23 protein-coding genes are annotated in these 24246 nt (G+C 68.8%); 8 read left to right on the plus strand and 15 right to left on the minus strand.

Annotated features, from left to right (window positions below; genetic code table 11):
• Positions 1 to 3: 3 nt before the first annotated feature.
• The 4 genes from EV653_RS25275 to EV653_RS25290 form a co-directional block, all read right to left on the minus strand.
• A complete protein-coding gene (locus EV653_RS25275; RefSeq protein ID WP_134106793.1) occupies positions 4 to 1170 on the minus strand; it encodes a glycerate kinase in 1167 nt (388 codons plus the stop codon).
• A gap of 134 nt (positions 1171 to 1304) precedes the next feature.
• On the minus strand, positions 1305 to 3080 hold the full coding sequence (gcl, locus tag EV653_RS25280; protein WP_134106153.1) for a glyoxylate carboligase: 1776 nt from the start codon (positions 3078 to 3080) through the stop codon (positions 1305 to 1307).
• Positions 3080 to 3964: a 2-hydroxy-3-oxopropionate reductase gene (locus EV653_RS25285; protein WP_134106154.1), complete on the minus strand. Its 885-nt coding sequence runs from the start codon at positions 3962 to 3964 to the stop codon at positions 3080 to 3082. Before EV653_RS25285 ends, gcl begins: the two co-directional genes overlap by 1 nt.
• An 18-nt stretch (positions 3965 to 3982) precedes the next feature.
• Entirely contained in the window at positions 3983 to 4795 is an 813-nt protein-coding gene (locus EV653_RS25290) for a hydroxypyruvate isomerase family protein (protein WP_134106155.1), read from the minus strand.
• Between the two features lie 153 nt (positions 4796 to 4948).
• On the opposite strand from EV653_RS25290, the gene EV653_RS25295 reads away from it, so the two are divergent.
• The 6 genes from EV653_RS25295 to guaD all read left to right on the plus strand — a co-directional run bounded on the left by EV653_RS25295 (position 4949) and on the right by guaD (position 14552).
• Positions 4949 to 6481, plus strand: coding sequence for a PucR family transcriptional regulator (locus EV653_RS25295; protein WP_134106156.1), 1533 nt, complete (start codon positions 4949 to 4951; stop codon positions 6479 to 6481).
• A 155-nt stretch (positions 6482 to 6636) separates the two neighbouring features.
• Positions 6637 to 8550 (plus strand): 2-oxo-4-hydroxy-4-carboxy-5-ureidoimidazoline decarboxylase, encoded by a 1914-nt coding sequence (uraD, locus tag EV653_RS25300; protein ID WP_134106157.1) that lies wholly within the window; start codon positions 6637 to 6639, stop codon positions 8548 to 8550.
• Positions 8547 to 9983, plus strand: coding sequence for a xanthine dehydrogenase small subunit (locus EV653_RS25305; protein ID WP_134106158.1), 1437 nt, complete (start codon positions 8547 to 8549; stop codon positions 9981 to 9983). The genes uraD (EV653_RS25300) and EV653_RS25305 overlap by 4 nt, the downstream gene beginning before the upstream one ends.
• On the plus strand, positions 9980 to 12406 hold the full coding sequence (xdhB, locus tag EV653_RS25310) for a xanthine dehydrogenase molybdopterin binding subunit (protein WP_134106159.1): 2427 nt from the start codon (positions 9980 to 9982) through the stop codon (positions 12404 to 12406). The genes EV653_RS25305 and xdhB overlap by 4 nt, the downstream gene beginning before the upstream one ends.
• A 5-nt stretch (positions 12407 to 12411) precedes the next feature.
• Positions 12412 to 13278: a xanthine dehydrogenase accessory protein XdhC gene (xdhC, locus tag EV653_RS25315; protein WP_134106160.1), complete on the plus strand. Its 867-nt coding sequence runs from the start codon at positions 12412 to 12414 to the stop codon at positions 13276 to 13278.
• Complete coding sequence (gene guaD / locus EV653_RS25320; RefSeq protein WP_134106161.1) at positions 13275 to 14552, plus strand: guanine deaminase; 1278 nt, start codon at positions 13275 to 13277, stop codon at positions 14550 to 14552. The genes xdhC and guaD overlap by 4 nt, the downstream gene beginning before the upstream one ends.
• 88 nt (positions 14553 to 14640) lie before the next feature.
• Here the strand turns inward: guaD and EV653_RS25325 are convergent, their stop codons facing one another.
• The 8 genes from EV653_RS25325 to EV653_RS25360 all read right to left on the minus strand — a co-directional run bounded on the left by EV653_RS25325 (position 14641) and on the right by EV653_RS25360 (position 20751).
• A complete protein-coding gene (locus EV653_RS25325) occupies positions 14641 to 15591 on the minus strand; it encodes a type IV toxin-antitoxin system AbiEi family antitoxin domain-containing protein (protein ID WP_166679551.1) in 951 nt (316 codons plus the stop codon).
• Between the two features lie 131 nt (positions 15592 to 15722).
• A complete protein-coding gene (locus tag EV653_RS25330; protein WP_134106163.1) occupies positions 15723 to 17066 on the minus strand; it encodes an 8-oxoguanine deaminase in 1344 nt (447 codons plus the stop codon).
• 2 nt (positions 17067 to 17068) lie between these two features.
• Positions 17069 to 17974: a factor-independent urate hydroxylase gene (gene pucL, locus EV653_RS25335; protein WP_134106164.1), complete on the minus strand. Its 906-nt coding sequence runs from the start codon at positions 17972 to 17974 to the stop codon at positions 17069 to 17071.
• A gap of 4 nt (positions 17975 to 17978) precedes the next feature.
• Positions 17979 to 18293: a hydroxyisourate hydrolase gene (gene uraH, locus EV653_RS25340; protein WP_134106165.1), complete on the minus strand. Its 315-nt coding sequence runs from the start codon at positions 18291 to 18293 to the stop codon at positions 17979 to 17981.
• On the minus strand, positions 18290 to 18784 hold the full coding sequence (gene uraD, locus EV653_RS25345) for a 2-oxo-4-hydroxy-4-carboxy-5-ureidoimidazoline decarboxylase (protein ID WP_134106166.1): 495 nt from the start codon (positions 18782 to 18784) through the stop codon (positions 18290 to 18292). Before uraD (EV653_RS25345) ends, uraH begins: the two co-directional genes overlap by 4 nt.
• A gap of 91 nt (positions 18785 to 18875) precedes the next feature.
• Positions 18876 to 19307 (minus strand): helix-turn-helix domain-containing protein, encoded by a 432-nt coding sequence (locus EV653_RS25350; protein WP_134106167.1) that lies wholly within the window; start codon positions 19305 to 19307, stop codon positions 18876 to 18878.
• Entirely contained in the window at positions 19300 to 19539 is a 240-nt protein-coding gene (locus tag EV653_RS25355) for a thiamine-binding protein (RefSeq protein ID WP_134106168.1), read from the minus strand. The genes EV653_RS25350 and EV653_RS25355 overlap by 8 nt, the downstream gene beginning before the upstream one ends.
• A gap of 9 nt (positions 19540 to 19548) precedes the next feature.
• Positions 19549 to 20751 (minus strand): DUF6986 family protein, encoded by a 1203-nt coding sequence (locus EV653_RS25360; RefSeq protein ID WP_134106169.1) that lies wholly within the window; start codon positions 20749 to 20751, stop codon positions 19549 to 19551.
• Positions 20752 to 20863: 112 nt separating this feature from the next.
• On the opposite strand from EV653_RS25360, the gene EV653_RS25365 reads away from it, so the two are divergent.
• A complete protein-coding gene (locus EV653_RS25365) occupies positions 20864 to 21628 on the plus strand; it encodes an IclR family transcriptional regulator (RefSeq protein ID WP_134106170.1) in 765 nt (254 codons plus the stop codon).
• 2 nt (positions 21629 to 21630) lie between these two features.
• On the opposite strand, the gene EV653_RS25370 is transcribed toward EV653_RS25365, so the two are convergent.
• On the minus strand, positions 21631 to 22209 hold the full coding sequence (locus EV653_RS25370) for a GNAT family N-acetyltransferase (RefSeq protein ID WP_134106171.1): 579 nt from the start codon (positions 22207 to 22209) through the stop codon (positions 21631 to 21633).
• Positions 22210 to 22240: 31 nt separating this feature from the next.
• Positions 22241 to 23245, minus strand: a complete 1005-nt coding sequence (fgd, locus tag EV653_RS25375) for a glucose-6-phosphate dehydrogenase (coenzyme-F420) (RefSeq protein WP_166679552.1) — start codon at positions 23243 to 23245, stop codon at positions 22241 to 22243.
• Positions 23246 to 23336: 91 nt separating this feature from the next.
• Between fgd and EV653_RS25380 the strand changes: the two genes are divergently transcribed.
• Entirely contained in the window at positions 23337 to 23678 is a 342-nt protein-coding gene (locus tag EV653_RS25380) for a hypothetical protein (RefSeq protein WP_134106173.1), read from the plus strand.
• A 101-nt stretch (positions 23679 to 23779) separates the two neighbouring features.
• On the opposite strand, the gene EV653_RS25385 is transcribed toward EV653_RS25380, so the two are convergent.
• Positions 23780 to 24226, minus strand: coding sequence for a MarR family winged helix-turn-helix transcriptional regulator (locus EV653_RS25385; protein ID WP_134106174.1), 447 nt, complete (start codon positions 24224 to 24226; stop codon positions 23780 to 23782).
• Positions 24227 to 24246 lie beyond the last annotated feature (20 nt).

The following is a 24246-nucleotide window of genomic DNA, read 5'->3' on the forward strand; positions in this document are numbered from 1 at the left end:
TCGTCATCGTAGGTGCTCGACCGCGATCCGTTCGCCAAGCTGTTCGAGCAACGGTTTGGGCTCGGCGATGCACCGCTGGACGTCCGGCTCGAGCTCGGTGAGCGCGTACGCCGCTCGGACGCCGGCTTCCTGTAGCTGGTTCGACGCCAGCCGGTTGATGCCGCATACCGCGACCACCGGGATGCCGGCCGCCTTCGCGGCTACTCCAGCCACGGCCTTCCCGTGCAGGGTCTGTTCGTCGAGCGCCCCTTCGCCGGTGATCACGAGGTCGGCACCGGCAAGCTGCTCGTCGAACCCGACCATCTCCAGCACCAGCTCGATCCCCGGCCGAAGCTCCGCGTCCAGCAGCGCGAGAGCCGCGAAGCCGACCCCGCCCGCGGCTCCAGCACCCGGCACATCCCGCAGATCCCGCCCGGTCAGCTCGGCCACCTGGTCGGCCCACGCGCTGAGCCTGCCGTCGAGCTCGACCACTTGCGCCGGCGTGGCACCCTTCTGCGGTCCATAAACCACCGCCGCACCCCGGGCTCCCGTCAGCGGATTGTCCACATCACAAGCCACCACCACCCGCACCCCGCGCAGCCGATCCCGCAGGGCGAGGGTTGACCCCTGAGATGGCGGGTTCGCACCCGAGATTCCGGGGGGCCAACCCACCAGCTGAGGGGTCACCCCCGGAGATTGCGACATGCCGGCGATGAGGCCGGCGCCGCCGTCGGTGGAGGCGCTGCCGCCGATGCCGAGGATGATGCGGGTGCAGCCGGCGGCGACGGCTGCGGCGATCAGTTCGCCGGTGCCGTACGACGTGGCTGTCAGCGGAGCTGGAACGCCGCCGGGGAGCCGTACGAGGCCGGAGACGTCCGCGAGTTCAACCACCGCGGTGTCGCCCCGGCGGGCGTAGCCGGACTTCACCGGCTCACCCGTGGGGCCCGAGGCAACAACCGGCACCAACTCGTACCCGGCGCCGACAGCGGCGGCAAGAGTCCCGTCGCCACCATCAGCCACCGGGACGGAGACCACGGTCGCGTCGGGGTGAACTCGCCGCACGCCGGCACCAACCGCGGCCGCCACCTCCGAACTCGTCAAAGTCCCCTTGAACTTGTCAGAGGCAACCACCACCCGAAACCCCGCCCCTCGCTCCGCTCGGGGCGGGGGGATTGGGCGGGCGTCCCGCATCCGGGGTGAGGGGATTGAGCGGCCGTCCCCCGCCCGGGCCGAGGGATCGGGGCGGACCGCGGCACCCGCCGGCCCACGGGTGCCGTCCCACTCCCCTAGCGCGGGGACGGGGCCGGGGCGAGTTGGGTCGGTCATCAGTCGAGGAGGGCCAGTGCTGTTGGCGCGTCTTCGGGGGAGATGGCCAGGTCTTCGAATTCGATGATGTTGTCGATCTCGACGCCCATGGAGACGTTGGTGACGCGCTCCAGGATGACCTCGACGACGATCGGGACCCGGTGCTCGACCATCAGCTTCTTCGCCTGCTCGAGGACCGGCAGGATCCCGTCCGGCTCGGACACCCGAAGTGCCTTGCAACCAAGGCCTTCCGCGACCTTCACGTGGTCGACGCCGTACCCGTCGACCTCCGGGCTGTTGATGTTGTCGAACGCCAGCTGCACGCAGTAGTCCATGTCGAAGTTCCGCTGCGCCTGCCGGATCAGCCCGAGGTAGGAGTTGTTCACGACCACGTGGATGTACGGGATGTTGAACTGCGCCCCGACCGCCAGCTCCTCGATCAGGAACTGGAAGTCGTAGTCGCCCGACAACGCCACCACCGTGCTCTCCGGGTCCGCGACCGCAACCCCAAGCGTCGCCGGCACGGTCCAGCCGAGCGGCCCGGCCTGGCCCGCGTTGATCCAGTGCCGCGGACGGTACACGTGCAGCATCTGCGCGGCCTGGATCTGCGACAGCCCGATCGTGCTGACGTACCGGACGTCCGGTCCGAACGCGCGGTTCATCTCCTCGTACACCCGCTGCGGCTTGATCGGCGTGTTCTCGAAGTGCGTCTTCCGCTGCAACGCCGTACGACGTTCGCGGCATTCGGCGGCCCAGGCGTTACGGTCAGCCAGCCTGCCGTCGGCGGCCCACTCGCGCGCCACCTCGACGAACACCTGCAGTGCGGCGCGGGCGTCCGACACGACCGAGTAGTCAGGCGCGAACACCCGCCCGATCTGCGTCGGCTCGATGTCGACGTGGATGAACTTCCGCTCACCGCGATACACATCCAGCCCGCCCGTGTGCCGGTTCGCCCACCGGTTGCCGATTCCGAGCACGACGTCGGACGCCAGCATCGTGGCGTTCCCGTACCGGTGCGAGGTCTGCAACCCGACCATTCCGGCACTCAGCGGGTGGTCGTCGGCGATCGAACCCCATCCCATCAGCGTCGGTACGACGGGAATGCCCGTCAGCTCGGCGAACTCCACCAGCAGATCGCTCGCGTCCGCGTTGATCACGCCGCCACCGGCAACGATCAGCGGCTGAGCGGCAGCGCCGAGCATCTGGAGCACCCGCTCCGCCTGCGCCCGGGTGGCCGCAGGACGCGACACCGGAAGCGGCTCGTACGTGTCGATGTCGAAATCGATCTCCGCAAGCTGTACGTCGAGCGGCAGGTCGATCAGCACCGGACCCGGACGGCCTTCGCGCATCACCTGGAACGCCTTCTGGAACGTGCCCGGCACCTGCGCGGCCTCCATCACCGTGACCGCCCACTTCGCGACCGGCTTGGCGATCGACGAGATGTCGACGGCCTGGAAGTCCTCCTTGTGCAGCTTGGCGACCGGCGCTTGGCCGGTGATGCACAGGATCGGGATCGAGTCCGCCGCCGCGGAGTACAGGCCGGTGATCATGTCGGTTCCGGCCGGGCCCGACGTACCGATGCAGACGCCGATGTTGCCGGCGCGGGCCCGGGTGTAGCCCTCGGCCATGTGCGAGGCGGCCTCGACGTGGCGGGCAAGGACGTGCTTGATCCCGCCGTGGGCACGCATCGCGCTGTAGAACGGGTTGATCGCCGCGCCGGGCAACCCGAACGCCTGCGTCGACCCCTCCTTCTCCAGGATCAGTACTGCGGCGTCAACCGCGCGCATGCGGGCCATCAGCCGATCTCCTTCCCGGACAGCCGCTCGACGCCACGCAGCAGAGCCGAATGGTCGAGGCCACCGTCACCGTTCGCCCGCGCCGACGCGACGAGCTGCGCCACCAGAGCACCGAGCGGTACGACGACACCCGCCTCGCGCGCGGCCGCCGTGACGATGCCCATGTCCTTGTGGTGCAGGTCGATCCGGAACCCGGGCTGGAAGGAGCGCGACAGCATGTTCTCCTTCTTCTGGTTCAGTACGGTCGAACCGGCGAGACCACCACCGAGGACCTCGAGCGCCGCCTTGGTGTCGACGCCGTACGCCTCCAGGAAGACAACAGCCTCGGCGACTGCCTGGATGTTCGCGGCGACAATCAGCTGGTTCGCGGCCTTCACCGTCTGCCCCGAACCACTCGGGCCGACGTGGACGACGGTCTTGCCGACCACGTCGAACAGCGGCTTGGCCTTCGCGAAGTCGTCTGCGTCACCACCGACCATGATCGACAAGGCGGCGTTCTTGGCACCTGCCTCGCCGCCGGACACCGGGGCGTCGAGCAGGTGGAAGCCGAGCGCCCGCGCCCGTTCGGCGAGCTGCTGCGTGACGTCCGGCCGGATGCTGGAGAAGTCGATGATCAGCGTGCCGGTCTCGGCCAGCTGGAAGACTCCGTCCTCACCCTCGAGCACGTCCTGGACGTCCGGCGAGTCGGGCACCATCACGCAGATCACGTCGGCGCCCTTGACCGCGTCGGCGAGCGAGGTCGCGGCCCGGCCGCCGGCGGCGACCAGGTCCTGGGCCCGCTCCGGGCTGCGGTCCAGCCCGGCCACGGTGTGGCCGGCGTTCGCGAGGTGGACGGCCATCGGGTTGCCCATGATGCCGAGGCCGATGAAGGCGATATTCGTCATTTCACGTCTCCTAGATGGTCAGCGGCGCTCGAACGGCAGCCAGCCGAAGCTTTCGTCTGAGGTGGTGGACGGCTTGTACTCGAGTCCGACCCAGCCGGAGTAGCCGTTCGCCTCGAGGGCGGTCAGCTGCTGGTCGAGCGGGAGCGTGCCGGTGCCGGGCTCGTTGCGCCCGGGCGCGTCGGCTATCTGCACGTGGGCGACCCAGTCGGTGCTGTCGGCGATCACCTTGCTCACGTCGTCGCCGTTGACCGCGAGGTGGTAGAGGTCGGCGAGCAGGCCGACGTTCGGTACGTCGTACGCCGTCTGGACGCGGTCGATCACGGCGAGGGCGTCGGCGGCCGTCTTGAGCGGATACCGCTCTGCGCCGCTGACCGGCTCGACCAGGATCGTGGCGCCGATCCGCGCCGCGGCCCGAGCGGCGAGGGCGAGGTTCTCGACCGCGAGGTCGTCCTGCTCCTGCTCGCTGCTGCCGTCGACGCGGTTGCCGTACAGCGCGTTGAAGCCCGGGGTGCCGAGTCGCTCACCGATGCCGACGGTGACGTCGACGTTGTCGCGGAACTCGCTCGACCGCTTCGGCCAGGACACCAGCCCGCGGTCGCCGCCGGGCATGTCGCCGGCGAAGAAGTTGAGGCCGGTCAGCTGGACACCGGCATCGGTGATCGCGCCGACGAACGCGTCGACCTGCCGGTCCGGCGGGACCGCCTCGACGAACGGCCACCAGAACTCGACCGCGCTGAACCCGGCCCGCCGGGCGGCCGCCGGTCGCTCCAGCAGAGGCAACTCGGTGAAGAGCAACGAGCAGTTCACCGTGTACCGCAGTTGGTGGCTCATCCTGACTCCAATTTCCGTATTGCGGAAGTTCGTTTCTGTTCTGCGAAAACCATAGGTTGGCCTGCCCGACAGCGTCAAGGTCTGGGTTCGCGACGGCGAGGGGGTGTCTCACGTGGGCGCGCGCGTTGTACGTTCCTCTAAAGGAGGTGCGCCGTGCTGCTGTCCGAGCTGCTGGATGCGCCCGAACTCGGGCTGCGGTTGCTGCATTCGGCGGGCGGCGTTCTGGATCGCCCGATCGGGCGGCTGGTCACCACCGACCTCCTCGAGCCGGGCCGCTACCTGAACGGCGGCGAGGTGGTGCTGACCGGGCTGGTCTGGCGGCGAAGGCCGATGGACAGCGAGGTGTTCGTGGCCTCGATGGCGGGGCGTGGAGCGACGACGATCCTGGCCGGCAGGGCGCAGTTGGGCGACGTGCCGGCGGACCTGATGGATGCGTGCCGCCGACACGAGGTGACGCTGATCGAGGTGCCGGTCGAGATCGCGTTCGCGGACGTGACGGAGTACGTCGCGGCGGCCGGATCGGCGGAGACCGGGGCCCGGCTGTCGGCGAGTCTCGTCCGGCAGCGGCAACTGTTGTCGTCGATCGCAGCCGGGCGCAGCCTCGACGAGTTGGCGGCGCGGATCTCGGCGGAGATCGGGCACGACTGCCGCGTCCTGACCCCGACCGGGCGCCATGTCGTACCGGGGCCGGGCGAGCTCGACGCGGCCGCGATCGACGCGGTGACCCGCAAGTTCCTGACCGCGGATCGCACGCCTGCGGTCGCGATGACCATCGATGCGTCGTACAGCCTGTTCCCGGTCGGCTCCGGGCTGGGGAACCGCCTGACGGCGTGGGTGCTGGTGATCGAGGGCGACCACAACGAATGGTCCCGCGACCACGTCGAGGCGGTGCACGAGCTGTGCGCGATCGCGGCGCTGGACCGCGCCCGTCGCGACGAGGGCCGCCGGGCGCTCCGCCCGCTGGTCGCCGACGCACTGGCGCTGGTCGAGTCCGGCGCTCCACAAGCCGAAGTCGCGGCGCGGCTCAAGCAGGCCGGGTCGCACTCGGAGCGACCGATGGTCGTCGCGGTCGCCGAGCTCCGCGACGACGGACCGAGCGAAGTCGCACTGAGCCTGCTCGAGGACGTAGCGCTGACGGTCGGCCCGGCGGTCGTCGCGCCTGGACGCGACGGTTTGCTGGTCGGCTTCCTCCCCTACACACCGGAGCTGCCCGAGCATGTACGTCGGAGCTTCAGCCGTCTCGCTCCGGGTCTGAATCGAGGTCGGCTCGCGGTCGGAATCAGCGGCGAGACGTCGGTCGACGCACTCGCCGGCGCACTGGAAGAAGCCCGCTTTGCGCAGCGTGCAGCCGGGGCCGGGCGTGCACCGGTATCGGTGGTCACCTCGGACGAGGTCGCCTCCCACGTCCTGCTGCTCGCCACCCTGCCCGACGACGTACGGCGTACCTACACCAACCGTGTCCTCGGAGCGGTCCTCGAGCACGACCGCCGTACCCATGCCGACCTGCTCACCACGCTCCAGGCGTTCCTCGCCTGCTCGTGTTCCTGGACCCGTACCGCGGAGTCGCTGCACCTGCACGTGAACACCGTTCGCTACCGGATCGAACGCGTTGAGCAACTGACCGGTCGCGATCTGTCGAGCCTGGAGGACCGCGTCGACGTGTTCCTGGCGCTCAAATCGCTCTAGTTGTGTGATCGCACAAAACAGGGTGTTCTCCGGTCGTTCATCTTCGGAGGTTCACCGGGTGCAATCCGGGGCGCGGTGAGCAGATGCTCAAGGGCAGGTTCAAATCCCCCGTTCAGCCTGCACAGGCCCCACGCAGCCCGAGGAGCGTGTCCCCGATGAAGGCAAACCTGCGGTCCAGCCGCCACCCCGTCGATCAGGTGCTGCCACCTGGCAAGCTCGCGGTGTACGGCGCCCAGCACGTGCTGGCGTTCTACGCCGGGGCCGTGATCGTGCCGATTCTGCTCGCCAGTGCGATCGGGCTCACCACCGAGCAGCTCATCCACCTGATCAACGCGGACCTCTTCACCTGCGGCATCGCCTCGATCATCCAGTCGGTCGGGTTCTGGAAGGTCGGCGTCCGGCTGCCGCTGCTGCAGGGCGTCACGTTCACGGCGGTCTCGCCGATGATCGCGATCGGGCTCGCGGCGGGCGGCGGTACCGACGGTCTGCTGGTGATCTACGGCGCCGTACTGGTCGCCGGGCTGGCCACGTTCTTCATCGCGCCGTACTTCAGCAAGCTGATCCGGTTCTTCCCGCCGGTGGTGACCGGCTCGGTGATCACGATCATCGGTCTGGCTCTGCTGCCGGTCGCGGCCGGGGACGCGGTCGGCGGGGCGGGACCGACGGCGGCGCCGACCAGCGGCAAGAACATGGCTTACGCACTCGGCACGCTGGCCCTGATCGTGCTCATCCAGCGGGTGTTCAAGGGATTCATGGCGACCATCGCCGTACTGATCGGACTGGTGGCCGGGACGCTGGTGGCGTGGGCGTTCGGCGACGCGCACTTCGGTGCGGTGCACGACGCGGCGTGGGTCGGCGTGACGCAGCCGTTCTACTTCGGCTGGCCGAAGTTCTCGGTGGCAGCGATCATCTCGATGGTCGTGGTCATGCTGATCACCGCGGTCGAGACCACCGGTGACGTCTTCGCGACCGGTGAGATCGTCGAGAAGCGGATCGGCCGCGAGGACATCGCCCGGGCGCTGCGGGCCGACGGTCTGGCGACCACGATCGGCGGCGTCTTCAACTCGTTCCCGTACACCTGCTTCGCCGAGAACGTCGGCCTGGTCCGGCTGACCCGGGTCCGCAGCCGCTGGGTGGTCGCAACCGCGGGAGCGATCATGATCCTGATCGGGCTGCTGCCGAAGGCCGGTGCGATCGTGGCCGGCGTACCGCACCCGGTCCTGGGCGGTGCGGCGCTGGCGATGTTCGCGACCGTCGCGGTGGTCGGCTTCCAGACTCTGACGAAGGTCGACTTCCACGATCACCGGAACGTCGTCATCGTCGCGACGAGCGTCGGCCTGGCCATGTACGTGACCGCGCAGCCGCAGGTCGCGCAGGCCGTGCCGGACTGGGCCGAGATCATCTTCGGCAGCGGCATCACGCTCGGCAGCCTGACCGCGATCTTCCTGAACATCTTGTTCCACCACGTCGGCAAGAGCTTCGGCCCGGCGGTCGCGGGACAGCCGGGTGACTCCGTGCGGCTGGACCAGGTGAACAACATGACCCGCGAGGAGTTCGTCGAGACGTTCGGCGGCCTGTTCCAGGGTCCGCGCTGGGCCGTCGAGCGAGCCTGGGACATGCGGCCGTACGCCGACACCCACGCGCTGCGACGTTCCTTCCAGGAGGCGTTGTTCTCCGGCTCACGCGATGAGCAGCGCGATCTGGTCCAGGCGTACCCACAGCTGGGGTCGCAGTTCGTTGCCGATGGCCTCAGCGGCGAAGCCTCGCTGCGGGACCAGTCGGACAAGGGGCTGACGTTCCTGGGCGATCCGGAGCGCGACCAGCTGGCCGCCATCACGTCGGAGTACGAGCAGCGGTTCGGATTCCCGTTGGTGATCTCGGTGCGCGACGCCGAGTCGTACGACCGGATCGTCGAACAGGGCCGCGAGCGGCTCGGCAACTGCGAAAACCAGGAGCACGCCGCCGCGCTGCTCGAGATCGCGAAGATCGCCGGCTATCGGTTCGACGACCTCGTCTCCGACGCCAACCCGATCCACAGCGCACGAACCCGTTGGAGCAGCAACCGATGACTACCCAAGCACTGCGCGCCCCTGCTGTGACGGTGAACGGCGAGCTCACCGCGCTCGGCGACATTCCCGTCCACACCACGGTCCTGGACTGGCTCCGCGACCGCGGCCTGACCGGCGCCAAGGAGGGGTGCGCCGAGGGCGAGTGCGGCGCATGCTCGATCCTCGTCGCCCGCGCCGGCACCGACACCCCGACCGAGTGGACCGCGGTCAACGCATGTCTCCTGCCGATCGCCTCGCTAGACGGCCAGGAGCTGGTCACATCGGAAGGCCTCGGCTCGCCGGCCGAGCTTCACCCGGTGCAGCGCGAGATGGCCGTCCGCGGGGGTTCGCAGTGCGGCTACTGCACACCAGGATTCGTCTGCAGCATGGCAGCCGAGTTCTACCGCCCGGGTCGTGCGTGCGGCGAGGGCGATCACGAGCACGGCCCGAACGGGTTCGACCTGCATTCGCTGAGCGGCAACCTGTGCCGGTGCACCGGCTACCGCCCGATCCGCGACGCGGCCTACGCCCTCGAGGATCCGGCCGAGAACGACGCTCTCGCCGTACGCCGTGACGCGCCGCCGCCCGCGCCGGCACCGACCGGCATGGTCTCGCCCGAGGGCGAGTTCATCCGTCCGAGCTCGCTCGACCACGCACTGGCTGTTCTGGGCGAACGCAGCGATGCGGTGGTGGTCGCCGGTTCGACCGACCTCGGCGTACAGGTGAACATCTTCGGCTCCCGCCCGCCGCTGACGATCGCGATCGACCGCCTGGAGGAGCTGCGCGAGTTCTCCTTCGGCGACGACGAGGTCCGGCTGGGTGCGGCGCTGACGCTCACGGAGATCGAGCGGCGGCTGGCGGGACGGGTGCCGTTGCTGGCCGAGCTGTTCCCGCAGTTCGCGTCGCGGCTGATCCGGAACGGCGCGACGATCGGCGGGAACCTCGGGACCGGCTCTCCTATCGGAGACGCGCCGCCCGCGCTCCTGGCACTGGACGCTCGCCTCGTGCTGGCGTCATCGCGGGGTGAGCGTGTGGTGCCGTTGGCGGAGTACTTCACCGGGTATCGGCAGACGGTGAAGGCGGCCAACGAGCTGATCAAGACGATCGTGATTCCGTTGCCCCTGGCACCGATGACCGCGTTCCACAAGATCGCCAAGCGCCGGTTCGACGACATCTCCAGCGTCGCGATCGGGTACGCCGTCGACGTACAGGACGGTGTGGTGCGGGAGGCGAAGATCGGGCTCGGTGGTGTCGCGGCTACCCCGCTGCGGGCCCGCGAGACTGAGGCCGCGTTGATCGGTCGGCCATGGAACGAGACGACCGTGCGGACCGCCGCCGGAGTGATGGCCGCGGAGGGTACGCCGATGGACGATCACCGCGCGAGTTCGGCGTACCGCTCGGCGATGCTCGGGCAGTCGTTGTTGCGGTTCTACTTCGAGGGGGTCGAGGCATGAGCTCGCTGTCGGAACGGCCCGCGGTTGGCGTCGTCGGCGTACCGCTGCCGCATGAGAGCGCCGCGCTGCACGTGACGGGTGCTGCCTTATATACAGACGATCTGGTGATGCGCACCCGCGACGTACTGCATGCGTGGCCGGTGCAGTCGCCGCATGCGCACGCGCGGGTGACTGCGCTGCGCGTGAAGCCGGCGTACGACGTGCCCGGTGTCGTCCGAGTGTTGACCGCGGACGACGTACCAGGTGTGAACGACGCCGGCGTGAAGCATGACGAGCCGTTGTTCCCGGACGAGGTGATGTTCAACGGGCATGCGGTGTGCTGGGTCCTCGCGGAGACGTTGGAAGCTGCTCGGCTGGGGGCATTGGCGGTCGAGGTCGAGTACGAGCCGCTGGCGTCGTTGGTGACCGTTCGCGAGGCGATCGAGGCGGGCAGCTTCCAGGGCATCGGGCGGCATCTGGAGCGCGGCGACGTCTCAGCTGCTTTGGCGGAGGCTTCGCATGTGTTCGGCGGTGAGTTCGAGTTCGCCGGCCAGGAGCACTTCTACCTCGAGACGCACGCGGCGTTGGCGCTGGTGGACGAGTACGGGCAGATCTTCGTCCAGTCGAGTACGCAGCATCCGTCGGAGACGCAGGAGATCGTCGCGCACGTCCTCGGGCTCGCCAGTCATTCGGTGACCGTGCAGTGCCTGCGGATGGGCGGCGGCTTCGGCGGCAAGGAGATGCAGCCGCACGGGTTCGCGGCGATCGCTGCGCTCGGCGCGACGCTGACCGGTCGGCCGGTGCGACTGCGGCTGAACCGGACGCAGGACATGACGATGTCGGGCAAGCGGCACGGATTCCACTCGTCGTGGACCGTTGGCTTCTCCAACGACGGCAAGCTGGTCGCGCTGGATGCGACGCTGACCGCCGACGGCGGGTGGAGCCTGGATCTGTCCGAGCCGGTGCTGGCGCGGGCGATGTGCCACATCGACAACGCGTACGAGATCCCGCATGTCCGGGTCGACGGGCAGATCGCGCAGACGAACAAGACGTCGCAGACTGCGTTCCGCGGGTTCGGCGGTCCGCAGGGGATGTTGGTGATCGAGGACATCCTCGGGCGGTGCGCACCACTGCTCGGGTACGACGCCTTGGAGCTGCGTCGACGGAACTTCTATCAGCCGGGCGACTCCACGCCGTACGGGCAACCGGTGCGGCACGCGGACCGGCTCGAGTCGTGCTGGTCGCAGGTCATTGCCGGTGGAGATGTTGCTGAGCGGGTTGCTTCGGTGGAGGCGTTCAACGCGTCACACGAGCATGTGAAGCGTGGGTTGGCGATGACTCCGGTGAAGTTCGGGATCTCGTTCAACCTGACCGCATTCAACCAGGCCGGGGCGCTCGTTCACGTCTACAAGGACGGGTCCGTACTGATCAACCACGGCGGCACCGAGATGGGGCAGGGCTTGCACACGAAGATGCTGCAGGTCGCCGCGACCACGCTGGGGGTGCCGCTGTCGCGGGTGCGGCTGGCGCCGACACGTACGGACAAGGTGCCGAACACGTCCGCGACAGCTGCGTCGTCCGGTGCCGACCTGAACGGTGCGGCGATCAAGAACGCTTGCGAGCAGATCCAGGAGCGGCTGGCGCAGGTCGCCGGCGGAAAGCTCGGGATCAGTCCTCACGACGTGCGGTTCGTCGATGGCGTCGTCCGCGGATTGTCCGGGGACAGCGTGGACTGGAACGAGCTGATCAACCTTGCCTACCACCAGCGCGTGCAGTTGTGGGCGGCCGGGTTCTACCGGACCGAGGGCCTGCACTGGGACGCCAACGCGATGCGCGGCGAGCCGTTCAAGTACTTCGCGTACGGCGTGGCGGCGTCCGAGGTCGAGGTGGACGGGTTCACCGGGGCGTACACGGTCCGCCGGGTCGACATCGTGCACGACGTCGGCGACAGCCTGAGCCCGCTGATCGACATCGGTCAGATCGAGGGCGGGTTCGTGCAGGGCGCCGGCTGGCTGACGCTCGAGGACCTGCGCTGGGACGAGAGCACCGGCGACCGTCGTGGACGGCTGGCGACGCAGGCGGCCAGCACGTACAAGCTGCCGAGCTTCTCGGAGATGCCGGAGGTCTTCAACGTCCGCCTGCTGGAGAAGGCCCACGAGGACGGCGCGGTCTACGGCTCGAAGGCCGTCGGCGAACCGCCACTCATGCTGGCCTTCTCGGTCCGCGAAGCGCTGCGGCAGGCCGCAGCCGCCTTCGGCCCTTCGGGCACCAGCGTCGACCTACCGTCGCCCGCCACGCCGGAAGCGGTTTACTGGGCGGTCGAACGAGCGCGCTCAGATCAGAGCTGGGGTGGCGAGGCGGCTGACGGCGGCCGGCAAGCCGCTCGTGCAGGGGACGACGACTCGTCCTCCCCCTCCACCTCCTCCCGTGGAACGGGTGGGTGAGGTCGATGGAGTGGGTCAAAGCTGTTCAGCGGTTGCGGGCCCGCCGGCAGGCCGGAGTGCTCGTCACCGTGATGTCGGTGCGTGGGCATGCGCCGCGCGAAGCGGGCGCGAAGATGGTGGTTGCTGCTGACAACGTCTGGGCGACTGTTGGCGGCGGCAACCTCGAGGCACTAGCGGTCGAGCGTTCGCGCGAGATGATCGCGCGCGGGATCACGGTTCCTGAGGTGTTGACGGCTGCATTATCGGACAAAGCGCCGTACCAGCACGGGGTTCAGTGTTGTGGTGGAGAGGTGAAGCTGTTGCTGGAACCACTGCCGGTGGTGCCTTCGGTCGCGATCTTCGGGGTCGGACACGTCGGACTCGAGCTGGCGCGGATCCTCGCGCGGCATGACATCGAGCTGCACCTGGTCGACTCGCGGCCGGACCAGCTGACCGCGGATCGTCTTGCTGTCTTGGACGATGCGGTGGCGCAAGTACACGTGCACAACGTGCCGGTGCTCCCTGAGCTCGTCGTCGGTGAGCTGCCGCCAGGCACCCACGCCCTGATCATGACCCACGACCACGCCGAGGATGCCGCGCTCTGCGATGTTGCCATCCGCAACGACGAGCTGGCCACAATCGGCCTGATCGGGTCCAGCGCCAAGTGGACCCGCTTCCAGCGCAAGCTCGCCGAGGACGGCAACTCCGCGGAAGCGATCGCCCGGATCACCACACCGATCGGCATCCCCAGCGTGACCGGCAAGGAGCCGGCCGTCATCGCGGTCGGTGTTGCCGCCTGGTTGCTCGAACGTTTTACCGCCGAACGGCATCCCGTGTCGGCCCAATCTGCCGAGCGTCGCACCGCCTCGGCTCATCGTGAGGCGAAGGCATGACTATCTTCCGTGGCACGTTCATCGACACGCCGGAGAACCCGTTCGACGGCGGGAACCTGCGCGTGGACAGCGACACGGGGCTCCTGGTCCAGGACGGCGTGATCGTTGCTCGTGGCCCGTTCCTGGAGATCCGGAGCGCGCACCCAGCGGAGCAGGTCGTCGACCTGACCGACGGCGTCGTACTCCCGGGCTTCGTCGACACGCACGTGCACTTCCCGCAGATCCGCGCCGTCGGTGGCCTCGGGCTGCCGCTGCTCGAGTGGCTCGACCGGTACGCGCTCCCGGAGGAGGCGCGGATGGCGGACGTCTCCTATGCCACCAGCGTCGCCAACGAGTTCGTCCGCGGCCTCGCAGCGGCTGGTACGACGTCCGCGCTCGTCTTCGGCGCGCACTACGTAGACGCCGTCGACGCGCTCTTCAACGCCGCGTCCGGCGTCGGTCTGCGAGTGACGAGCGGTCTCGTGTTGAGCGACAGGTTGCTCCGTCCGGAGCTCCTCACCACCCCGGTGCGTGCGTACGCCGAGTCGCTCGCCCTCGCGAACCGCTGGCACGGTGTCGGCCGCAACCGGTACGCCGTGACGCCCCGCTTCTCGCTGTCCTGCACCGACGATCTCCTCGCCACCTGCCGCGAGCTGATGGACGCGATCCCCGGCGCGCTGTTCACGTCCCACGTGAACGAGAACGAGGCCGAGATCGCGTCGGTGGCCGACCTGTTCGGAGGCGCCGACTACGTCACGACATACGACCGGCACGGCCTGGTGGATCGCCGTACCGTGCTCGCTCACAACGTCCACCCAACGGACGTGGAGCTCAAGATGCTCGCCACCAGCGGTGCGACCGTCGCCCACTGCCCGACGAGCAACGCGGCGCTCGGCAGCGGCCTGTTCCCGTTGAGCCGCCACCTGCAGTACGGCGTACGCGTGGCCCTGGGATCCGATGTCGGCGCTGGCACGGGCTTCTCGCTCTTGAAGGAGGGCCTGCAGGCGTACTTCTGCCAGCAACTCCTCGCCGACCAGGGCCGCCCGTTGACCGCGGCCCACCTGCTGTACCTCTCCACCGCAGCCGGCGCGGAGGCCCTGGACCTGCCGCGCGTCGGCCATCTGAGCGTCGGACAGCACTTCGACGCCCAACTCCTCCGTCCGGCGGACGGCTCGCCGCTGGCCGTCGCCATCACCCACGCCGAAGACACCGAAGAGGCCCTGGCCCGCATCTTCACGCTGGGAACCCCGGCGGACGTGCAAGCAGTCTGGATCAACGGCACCCTCCTCCACTGACCACCGGCCGGCCTCGGACAAGCTGCTACTTGTCCAAGGCCGGCCGGTGCCGTTGAGCCGCGGACTCCCGCCGGGGACCTCGAACAAGCTATTGCTTGTCCAAGGTCTCGGCGGCCTGTCCACGCAACCCGCGCCACAGCCGATCGGCCGTGGCGCGGGGCCGGTCGAGGTCGGCCCAGCCCACGCGGATCATGCGATACCCACGCTCCCGCAGCCGGTCCTCGCGCCACTTCTCCGCGAGCACGGCCTCGCCAGTGCCGTACTTCAACGCCCCGTCGAACTCGACGATCAGGCCACCAGGCAACAGGAAGTCGACCCGCGCGATCAGCCGGCCGTCCTCGTTGTGGATCTCCACCTGCAGCCTCGGCGTCGGCAGCCCGTGGTTCGCCATCAACACCCGGAGACGCGACTCGCCCACCGACTCGCTCAGTCCGTCGGCGAACAGGACGGCGGCCCGCGCGGCAGCAGCGCCCCGCCAGCGCAGATGACGCAGTACGACGGCACGCAGCCGCTCGGGAGTCGTCAGGCCGCGACTGAGCGCGGCGTCGGCCAGCACCACGCCAACCTCGTACGACGATCCGCACGTGGTCTCCACGATCGCGCGCTCGACGCTGATCGTCGCCAGGCCACCCACGTCGGCAATCTCGTCGACCGCGATCGGCGACAAATGCACCCGGACCGCCCGACCCACGCGACCGCGCCCCGCCCCGGGACGGGTGAAGTGCGCTCTGGCGAGGTCGAGCCCCCAAATCGGCAGCCCGTGAAGTACTGCGGCCGACTGATGACTGACCACGACGTCGCCGAGTCGTTCGCTCGCCATCCGCACGCTCAGCCGATGCAACCGGATCGCGCGATCCCACGGCGGCTCATCGGCCGGCCAGTCCCGCGTTTCGACGTACGAGTTGTAGCTCAGCCTGCGCCATTGCCCACTGCGCAGGCGTCGCCGCAGCTCATTGTCGCTGTACCCCGCGGCCATGACGTCGGCACGGGTGAACCACCCGCCGCGTTCGGCCGCGATCACTTCCAGTCTCTTGTTCACGCCAGAGAACATGCACCGCGCACGCCGTACCCGGACGGCCCGAGCGCCGATCTGTGGAAACCTCGGACCCTCACCGGTGACCGCGGACAAGCAATAGCTGGTCCGCAGTCCCCATCGCTTGTCCGACGTGCTTACGCCAGGAGGCGGGCCTGCGTGCGTGCGACTTCGGCGGCCAGGGTCACCTCGTCGACCGTGAGCAGTACGTCGTTCTCTACGACAGGTCGTCCGTTGACGAGAAGGAGAGCGAGCGGCGGGGGCGTGCTGAGGACCAGGGCGGCTACCGGGTCCGGGATGCCGGCGTGGGGCAGCGTGTTCAGGTTCCACACGGCCAGGTCGGCCAGCTTGCCGGGTTCCAGCGAACCTATGTGGTCCGAGCGTCCGAGGATGCGGGCGCCGTCCAGCGTCGCCATTTCCAGAGCGTCCCGGACCGTGAGGGACTGCGGCCCGCCTCGGGCTCTGGCGAAGAGCAGGGCGTGGCGAACTTCCTCGACCAGGCTGCCCGATTCGTTGCTGGCAGCACCGTCTACACCCAGCCCTACGGGAGCGCCGGCTGCGCGGAGGTCGGCGGTACGGGCGATGCCTGCGCCCAGGCGAGCGTTGGAGCTCGGACAATGCGCTACGCCGGTGCCGGTGCTGCCGAGGTGCTTGATCTCGCTGTCATCGAAGTGGATGCCGTGCGCGAACCACACGTCCTGCCCGGTCCAGCCCAGGCCGTCGGCGTACTCGAGCGGCGTGCAGCCGTGGGTGTCGCGGCACCAGTCGGTCTCGTCCGTGGTCTCGGCGAGATGAGTGTGCATCCGTACGCCGCGGCGCCGGGCCAGCTCGGCCGAGTCGCGCATCAGTTCGCCGCTCACGCTGAACGGCGAGCACGGCGCGACCACGAGCTGCAGCATCGAGTCCGGCGACGGATCGTGCCAGCGGTCGATCGCGGCTTCGGTCGCGGCGAGGATCTCGTCGCGGTCCTCGACCACGGAGTCCGGCGGGAGACCGCCGTCCTTCTGACCACGATCCATCGACCCACGAGCGGGGTGGAAGCGCAGCCCGATCTCGGCCGCCGCGGCGATCTCCGCGGCGAGCAGATCGCCGCCCTCACGGGGGAAGACGTAATGATGGTCGGCGGCCGTCGTACATCCCGTCCGAGCCAGTTGGGCGAGCGCCGCCCGCGCCGCGACGTACACAGTCTCCTCGGAGATCCGCGCCCAGACCGGGTACAGCGTCGTCAGCCATTCGAACAGCGTCGCGTCCGCGGCGAGACCACGCGTCACCCATTGGTACAGATGCTGATGCGTGTTCACGAAGCCCGGTGTGACAAGGCATCCCGAGCCGTCGATGACCCGAGCGCCGTCGTACGCCGGTCCCGGACCGGGGCCGACAGCAACGATCTGCTTGCCTTCAACAACCACATGCCCGATGAACTCGCGCCGGGACGGATCGAGGGTCGCTACGTGGGCGCCCTCGATCACGATCCTCGACATGCTCAGCAGAACCCGGGGACGGCGTGCCACGCACTGCCGGCGTCGCTCGCGTCGTCGCGCGTCACGGTCGCCTCGATGAGGCCGTAGGGCCGGTCCGCGGCGATGAAGACCTCGCCCGGGTTCTCCACCCCGAACGGCGAGAGATCGACCAGGAAGTGATGCTTGTTCGGCGCGGAGAACTTGATCTCGGCAACCTCAGGGTGCTGCTCGAGCACGGCCTCGCCCATGCCGTACAGCGTCTGCTGCAGAGCGAGACTGTGGATCGTGGCGAACCGCGAGAGCAGCAGCGCCTTGATCTGATCGTACGACTTGTCCCAGTCGACCTCGGTGTGGTCGTAGCGCCACCGCGCGACCAGCGACGTCGCGAGGATCCGGTCGTTCGTCTCCGGCAGCGTCGTGTACTTGTCCTTGAGGAACCCGTGGAACTCCGACCCGGTCGACTTCAGTACGACGAGATCGCTGATGCCGGAGATGACGTACGACTTGCGCTCCGCGCCGCGACCCTCGACGTTGACGACCGTCGTACGCACACCGCCGCCGGTCCGGACGAACGAGTGGTCGTGCTCCTGGCCGTCGACCTGGATGCGGTCCCAGGCGTACTCCTCGACCTCGATCCGCGCGCCCTCGGCAGCCGGTGACGCCTCGAGGAAGTGTGCGCCGAGCGTCAGTGCGTAGTCCTCGATCGCCCCGACGCCCTTCTCCTTCGCGAAGGCGAACGCGGTGTTCTTCTGCGTGTCGGTCGGCAGTACATCGCTCTGGTCGCCGGTCGTGTGCGCGGCCTCGAAGTTGCCGCGCAGAGCGGTCGAGACGTTCAGGTCGCGGATCTGGTGGCGGGGCGTGTCACGGTAGATCCGGACAACGCGGCTCTCGGCTTTGCCGTACTGGTTGGCGCCCAGGTGGATGGCCATCGGGTCAGCTCCCTCGGTAGGTGGAAAACGCGAACGGGCTGAGCAGCAGGGGGACGTGGTAGTGCCGCTCGTCGGCGACCGTGAAGGTCACGGAGACCTCGGGAAAGAAGATGTCCTGACCAGTCGCTTCGGCGTACGACGTGACGTCGAACCGCAGCCGATAGGTGCCTGGTTCGAGCGTCGGGGTGAAGGCGAACCGCCCGTCGTCGTTCGTCGCACCCGTCGCGAGTACGACGTCGCCTTGGTGGAGCTGCACCGGAACACCCTGCGCCGGCCGGCCCAGCGAGGTGTCGAGCACATGGGTGCTGAGAGAACTCATCCGTCCACCACCTTGGCCAGCCGGAGCAGCGCGATCTTGCGCAGCTCCTCGTGAACGACCTTCGCTTCGGTCACGTCGTCGTGCATGAGGCGCTCGCGGAGATTCGTGAGCATGTCCTGCGCGGACAACCCGGTGGCGCAGATCAGGAACACCCGGCCGAACCGCTCCTCGTACTGACGGTTGCCTTCGGCAAGCTCTCGGCGGGCGCCCGGGTCGTCGCCGACGCCGGACTGCTCCTTCCGCGACCAGGACGCCTCGGTGCTCACGCCCTGGGCCCGGTCTCCGATCCGCGGGTGCGCCTGGAGAGCACGATCGACCTCGTCGTCGTCGAGCTCCCGCAGCGACTGGTCCGCGACCGCGGTCAGTGCGGCGACGTCGCCGTACGGCCGCTTGGCCAGGATTCCTTCGACCCACTCGGGCACGTCACAGCAGGCCGCCAGGGCCGGCCGCAGCCGGTCGGCCGGAGTGGAGTTGAACTCCTCCAGGTCCACGGATCACACACCTTCTCGAATCCCGAAATCGACTTTCCGTATGACGAGAGCGTGACATCCGACCCGCTCGGCGTCAACAGTTTGTTGAAAATCAGCGGGCGCGGTTCAGGTAGTTGTAGACGGTGAAGCGGGTGACACCGAGCGCCTCGGCCACGATCTCGGCCGACTTCCGGAACTCGAACGCACCGCGCGCCTCGAGCATCAGCACCGCCTGCTGCTTGTCACTCCGCGAGAGCCGATCGAGCGGACCGCCCAGCTCGTCGGCGACTTCCGCCAACAGCCCTTGGACGCCCGTCGAACCCGTGGCGCCGGCCGCGGCGCCCGCAGCTCCCGCTCCCGCGGCCGCGGCGGCTGAGCTGCTGACGGGGGCGGGAGCGAGCAGGCGTACGGCGATCACCGGTTCGCCTTCCCACGCCAGGCAGATGTCATCGGCGCGGGCGTCTGCAGGCGCGACCAGCTCCGCGTTCAGCCGCTCGACCAGTGGTGTGATCGCCTCGACGAGCGGGTGCGGCTGCTCAGGCATCGCGCCGTACCTGCAAGGTCACCTGACTCGCGCCGCCCGCGAACGCCGCCTCCAGCACCTTCGGGAGCGCGGGCAGCAACAGATGCTGCTCGCCACTCACCTGCGTCCCGAGCGGGCCGAAGTCGCAGTCGAGACCGGCCTCCTCGGCCGCCCGCAACGCCTCGGTCGCATGTGCGGGCGGCGAACCCTCGACATCGAAGGGCTCCGTGGTGAACTCCGCAACGAGTCTCATATCGCGAGGCTAGCTCTCGGGGACCTGCCTGCGGGCCAGTTTGGCGAGGCCGGTGGTGTCGAACTCCGTCGTATCGATCGCGCCGCACTCGATCCCGCGCAGTACGAAAGCGGCGAGCGCCGTTGCCGTGGCCGGTTCGTCGAGGTAGCCGGACTCGCCGTCACCCAGGTACGCACGCAGTCGGCGCGCCGCCTGGTCGAAGCCTTCTCGGTAGAACAGATACGTCGCCGCGAAACGCGTCGGGAGTTGGGCGGGATGCATGTCCCAACCCTGATAGATGCCGCGGGCGAGCGAACGCCGTACCAGCCGGAAATGCAGTCGCCACGCATCGTGTACGGCGTCACCGACCGGGAGAACGTTGGTCGAACCATCGGACACGAAGACGCCGGTGCCGGCCGCGGCCAGCTGCATCACATCCTTCGCGTGGTCGGCGACCGGGTGCTCCATGCTCTGGTACGCCGCCGCGACTCCGAGCGAAGCGGAGTAGTCGTAGGTGCCGTAATGCAGCCCGGTGACGCGATCGCCGCCGGCCTTGACCATCCGGGCGATCAGCGCGGTGCCGTCGGCGCCGAGGATCGCCTGCGGGGTCTCGACCTGGATCTCGAACTTCAGCCGCGGTACGCCGTACTGCTGCTCGAGGGTCTCGAGGATCAGCACCATCGCCTCGACCTGCTCGACCGACGTCACCTTGGGCAGCGTGATAACGAAGCCGTCGGTGATCGTGGCTTCCTTGACGAACAGCTCGAGCGTGCGGACCGCGCGACGGCGGGTCGGGGCCTCGAGCGACTTGATCCGCAGCCCGTGGAAAGGCGTCGCCGGGTCGGTGTGCGCGGCCAGGACTCGGGCGGCGGCGATCGCGGCGGCGTCCTCTTCGTCGTCCGGGCGGTTGCCGTAGCCGTCCTCGAAGTCGATCCGCAGGTCCTCGATCGGTTCGCGCTCCAACTTCGCCCGCACCCGGTCGTACACGTCGTCCGCGAACTCGGCCGGGAGATCCAGCACCTTCGCGAGGTCCGCGGCCGATCCGCCGTACTCGTCGAGCGCTGCGCGCGCTCGCGCACCCCAGTCGCCTACCGTGCGTACGTCGTACCGATCGGCCGGCACATACACCGTGTGGATCGGCTGGCGGACGCCGCGATCGCCGCGGTAATCGGCGGCGAGGGCCGCGTCCGCGACGGCCAGGCGCCGGTCGAGCTCAGCAAGCAGGTCGTCCATAAGGCCTCCTTTTCCGTATTGTGGAGACTAATGTCTACAGTGCGGAAGATACAAGCATCTAGTATTTCCGCGATCTGGCGCTAAACTTCCGTCATCCGGAAAGGCGGTCTTCATGGCGGAGACGAACGGCACCAAGGGCCGTACTGGCAGTGTGCAGTCCATCGAGCGTGCCTTCGGTCTGCTCGAGACCATGGCCGACGCGGGCGGCATGATGGGCCTGTCCCAGCTGGCCACGGCCTCCGGCCTGCCGCTGCCGACGATCCACCGACTGGTCCGAACCCTGGTGGACCTCGGCTACCTGCGTCAAGAGCCGTCCCGGCAGTACGTGCTGGGCCCGAAGCTGATCCGGCTCGGCGAGAGCTCCTCACACATGCTGAGCGTGTTCGCCCGCCCGCACCTCGCGCACCTCGTCGACGAACTCGGCGAATCCGCCAACATGGCCATGCTCGACGGCGACCAGATCGTGTACCTCGCGCAGGTCCCGTCGAGGCACTCGATGCGCATGTTCACCGAGGTCGGCCGGCGCGTGCTCCCGCACTGCACTGCCGTCGGGAAGGCGATCCTGGCGCAGTTCCCGGAGTCGGAGGTCCGCGACCTGCTGCACCGCACCGGCATGCCGAAACACACCGACAACACGATCACCACCCCCGACGCCTTCACCACCCAACTCCACCAGGCCTCGGACCACGGCTACGCCATGGACGAAGGCGAACAGGAAGTCGGCGTCCGCTGCGTAGCGGTCGCCGTCCCCGACGCCCCCACCCCCCTCGCCATCTCCATCTCAGGCCCCGCCGGCCGCCTGACCGAAGACCTCGTCCACCGCGCCGTCCCCCTCCTCACCCAGGCCGCGAAGTCCTTGTCAGAAGACCTCCACTAGGTCTACTCGGGTGAGTAGGTTCGCCACTGTTCGGTGAGTTGGTAGCCGAGGGACTGGCTGGCGCGGAGGCTGGCTTGGTTGGCGGCGGCGCCGCCGGTGGAGAAGCGGGTGATGCCGATGTCGAGGAACGCGAGGATGGACGCTGCCTTGACGGCTTGCGCGACCCCGCGGCGGCGATGGGTGGCGAGGACCGAGGTGAAGGCGGTGTCGCCGAAACCGTTCTTCTCGGCGATGACCGTCGCGCCGACCAGCCGGTTGCCGTCGAAGGCGCCGAACACCCGGTTGCCCGGCCACAGCGCGCGGGTGTCGACGAGCTCACCCACGACCCGATGCGTCGCCGGGGTGTACGGGTAGTCGTCCTCGTTCGCCTTCTCGAGCTCGTGCAGGACCTCGGCCGATTCAGGTCCGAGCTCGCGGATCGTCAGCCCGCCGGCGGTGGCCCGGCGTACGGCGGACTCGAGTAACTCCCGATCCGGATCGAACAGCCGGACCGCCCACGACTCGGCGACCACGCGGTAGCCGGCTGCTTCCAGCTCGGCGCACCGCGGGTCGTCGTCGCGAACGATTTGATAGTCGGGCACTCGCTGATTGTCAGCTGCCTGACTCCTCAGCTCAAGACAGTTTGCGCAGCAAGGGCAGAACGTCTTCGGTGAACTGCGTCAGGAACCGCTCCTGGTCGTTCCCCGGACCGTGTACGACGAAGTGGTTGAAGCCGGCCTCCAGGTACGGCTGGAACTGCTTCACGACCTCCTCCGGGTCCGACGCCACGATCCACCGCTTCGCCACCTGCTCGATCGGCAGCTCGTCGGCCAGCCGCTCCATCTCGGTCGCGCTGGTGACGCTGTGCTTCTGCTCCGGCGTGAGCGACAGCGGCGCCCAGAACCGCGTGTTCTCCAGCGCCTGATCGGCGTCCCGGTCGTACGAGATCTTCACCTCGAGCATCCGGTCGATGTCGTCGAAGTTCTTCCCGGCCTTCTCGGCGCCTTCGCGTACGGCGGGCATGAGCTTGTCGGTGTACAGGTCCATCCCCTTGCCGGACGTCGCGATGAACCCGTCGGCCGCGCGCCCGGCGTACTTCGCGACCAGCGGCCCGCCGGCGGCGACGTACACCTTGATCGGCGTCTCCGGGCGGTCGTAGATGAACGCGTCGACGGTCTTGTAGTACGGCCCCTCGGAGCTGACGCCGTCCTTCGTCCACAGGTCGCGGATCAGCTGCACCGACTCCCGCAGCCGGGCGAAGCGCTCCTTGAACTCGGGCCACTCCATCCCCGACACGGCGATCTCGTTCAGCGCCTCACCGCTGCCGACGCCGAGCATGACACGCCCGGGGTACAGCACGCCGAGGGTCGCGAACGCCTGCGCGATCACGGCCGGGTTGTACCGGAACGTCGGCGTGAGCACCGACGTACCGAGCAGCACCCGGTTCGTCCGCTCGCCGACCGCCGCCATCCAGGCGAGCGCGAACGGCGCGTGGCCGCCCTCGTGCCGCCACGGCAGGAAATGGTCCGAAACGGTCACACTGTCGAGCCCGAGCTCCTCGGCCCGGACGGAGTACTCCACCAGCTCCCGCGGCCCGAACTGCTCCGCCGAAGCCTTGTACCCGACTCGAATGCTCACCCTCTGCTCCAAACGTCGTCTGCGCGTACTCCGGAGGACAACCGCGTCCAGGTCCGACTTTATGCCGCCGGTGGTCGCTACCATCCTTCGCGTGTATACGGACGACGCCCGAGTGCTGGGTCTGATCGGTACGACGTTCCGCGCGGCCGGGCTGCCCTCGATCCGGGTCACCGTGCCGGCTGCCCTTGCGGAACGCGCCGTCGCCGCCTGGGAAGAGGACGGTGCAAGCGAGCCGGACGACGCCTGGGTGCCGCCGCGGTCCGACGACCCGGCCGCTCGTCTACAACAGCGCCGGGCCGGAGCGCTGGCGCTGATCGGCCTGTCGATCACGGAGTCCGGCAAGCTGGACGCCGACGGGAACACGGTCGTCGACCTCAGCCCGGAGCTGGTCGGCGTAGCCATGGACGCAGCCAGCGACCACCTGCGCCGCTAACCGCCTTAACTGAAGTCGCCGACCGGCTGCGGCTGCGGCAGAAGTAATCGCGTCCGAGCGTTCCGTCCTCCAGGTCGAGGGCGCCGTCGTCGCCACTTCGGTCAGGAGAGGGAGTCGGTGACGGCGCGCATGGCCCGTCCGATCGCCTGCAAGTCGGCGGTCTCGACAACGTCGACGAAGTGCTCCCGGACGGACCGCAGATTGTCGGGCGCAGCGCGCTCCAGTAGTGCGAATCCGGTGTCGGTCAATGTGGCCACCACGCCGCGCCCATCATCGATCGCCGTCTTGCGGCGCACGAGCTGGCGATCCTCGAGCCTCCGGATCCGGTGCGACAACCGGCTCCGCGAGTAGTACGCGAGGTCCGCCAGTTCAGCCATACGCATCGACCGCCCAGGCGCCTCGGACAACCGGACGAGGATCTCGTACTCAGCCAGCGTCAGCTCGTGCTGTTCGCGGAGCCGCGCGTCGAGCAGGTCGATCAAGCGGATCGAGCCCTCGATGAAGGCGCGCCAGTCCCGCTGCTGGTCGGCGTCAAGCCACTCGGTCACAACCGGAAGAGTAACAGTTG

Origin of the sequence: Kribbella pratensis, assembly GCF_004365355.1 — a bacterium.
In the GTDB taxonomy this organism is placed as follows: Bacteria; Actinomycetota; Actinomycetes; order Propionibacteriales; family Kribbellaceae; genus Kribbella.

Bases quoted from the DNA above. Each gene is read 5' to 3' on its own strand.
- EV653_RS25275 (WP_134106793.1), bottom strand. From the start codon at position 1,170: ATGCGGGACGCCCGCCCAATCCCCCCGCCCCGAGCGGAGCGAGGGGCG.
- gcl (WP_134106153.1), bottom strand. From the start codon at position 3,080: ATGGCCCGCATGCGCGCGGTTGACGCCGCAGTACTGATCCTGGAGAAG.
- EV653_RS25285 (WP_134106154.1), bottom strand. From the start codon at position 3,964: ATGACGAATATCGCCTTCATCGGCCTCGGCATCATGGGCAACCCGATG.
- EV653_RS25290 (WP_134106155.1), bottom strand. From the start codon at position 4,795: ATGAGCCACCAACTGCGGTACACGGTGAACTGCTCGTTGCTCTTCACC.
- uraD (WP_134106157.1), top strand. From the start codon at position 6,637: ATGAAGGCAAACCTGCGGTCCAGCCGCCACCCCGTCGATCAGGTGCTG.
- EV653_RS25305 (WP_134106158.1), top strand. From the start codon at position 8,547: ATGACTACCCAAGCACTGCGCGCCCCTGCTGTGACGGTGAACGGCGAG.
- xdhB (WP_134106159.1), top strand. From the start codon at position 9,980: ATGAGCTCGCTGTCGGAACGGCCCGCGGTTGGCGTCGTCGGCGTACCG.
- xdhC (WP_134106160.1), top strand. From the start codon at position 12,412: ATGGAGTGGGTCAAAGCTGTTCAGCGGTTGCGGGCCCGCCGGCAGGCC.
- guaD (WP_134106161.1), top strand. From the start codon at position 13,275: ATGACTATCTTCCGTGGCACGTTCATCGACACGCCGGAGAACCCGTTC.
- EV653_RS25330 (WP_134106163.1), bottom strand. From the start codon at position 17,066: ATGTCGAGGATCGTGATCGAGGGCGCCCACGTAGCGACCCTCGATCCG.
- pucL (WP_134106164.1), bottom strand. From the start codon at position 17,974: ATGGCCATCCACCTGGGCGCCAACCAGTACGGCAAAGCCGAGAGCCGC.
- uraH (WP_134106165.1), bottom strand. From the start codon at position 18,293: ATGAGTTCTCTCAGCACCCATGTGCTCGACACCTCGCTGGGCCGGCCG.
- EV653_RS25350 (WP_134106167.1), bottom strand. From the start codon at position 19,307: ATGCCTGAGCAGCCGCACCCGCTCGTCGAGGCGATCACACCACTGGTC.
- EV653_RS25355 (WP_134106168.1), bottom strand. From the start codon at position 19,539: ATGAGACTCGTTGCGGAGTTCACCACGGAGCCCTTCGATGTCGAGGGT.
- EV653_RS25360 (WP_134106169.1), bottom strand. From the start codon at position 20,751: ATGGACGACCTGCTTGCTGAGCTCGACCGGCGCCTGGCCGTCGCGGAC.
- EV653_RS25365 (WP_134106170.1), top strand. From the start codon at position 20,864: ATGGCGGAGACGAACGGCACCAAGGGCCGTACTGGCAGTGTGCAGTCC.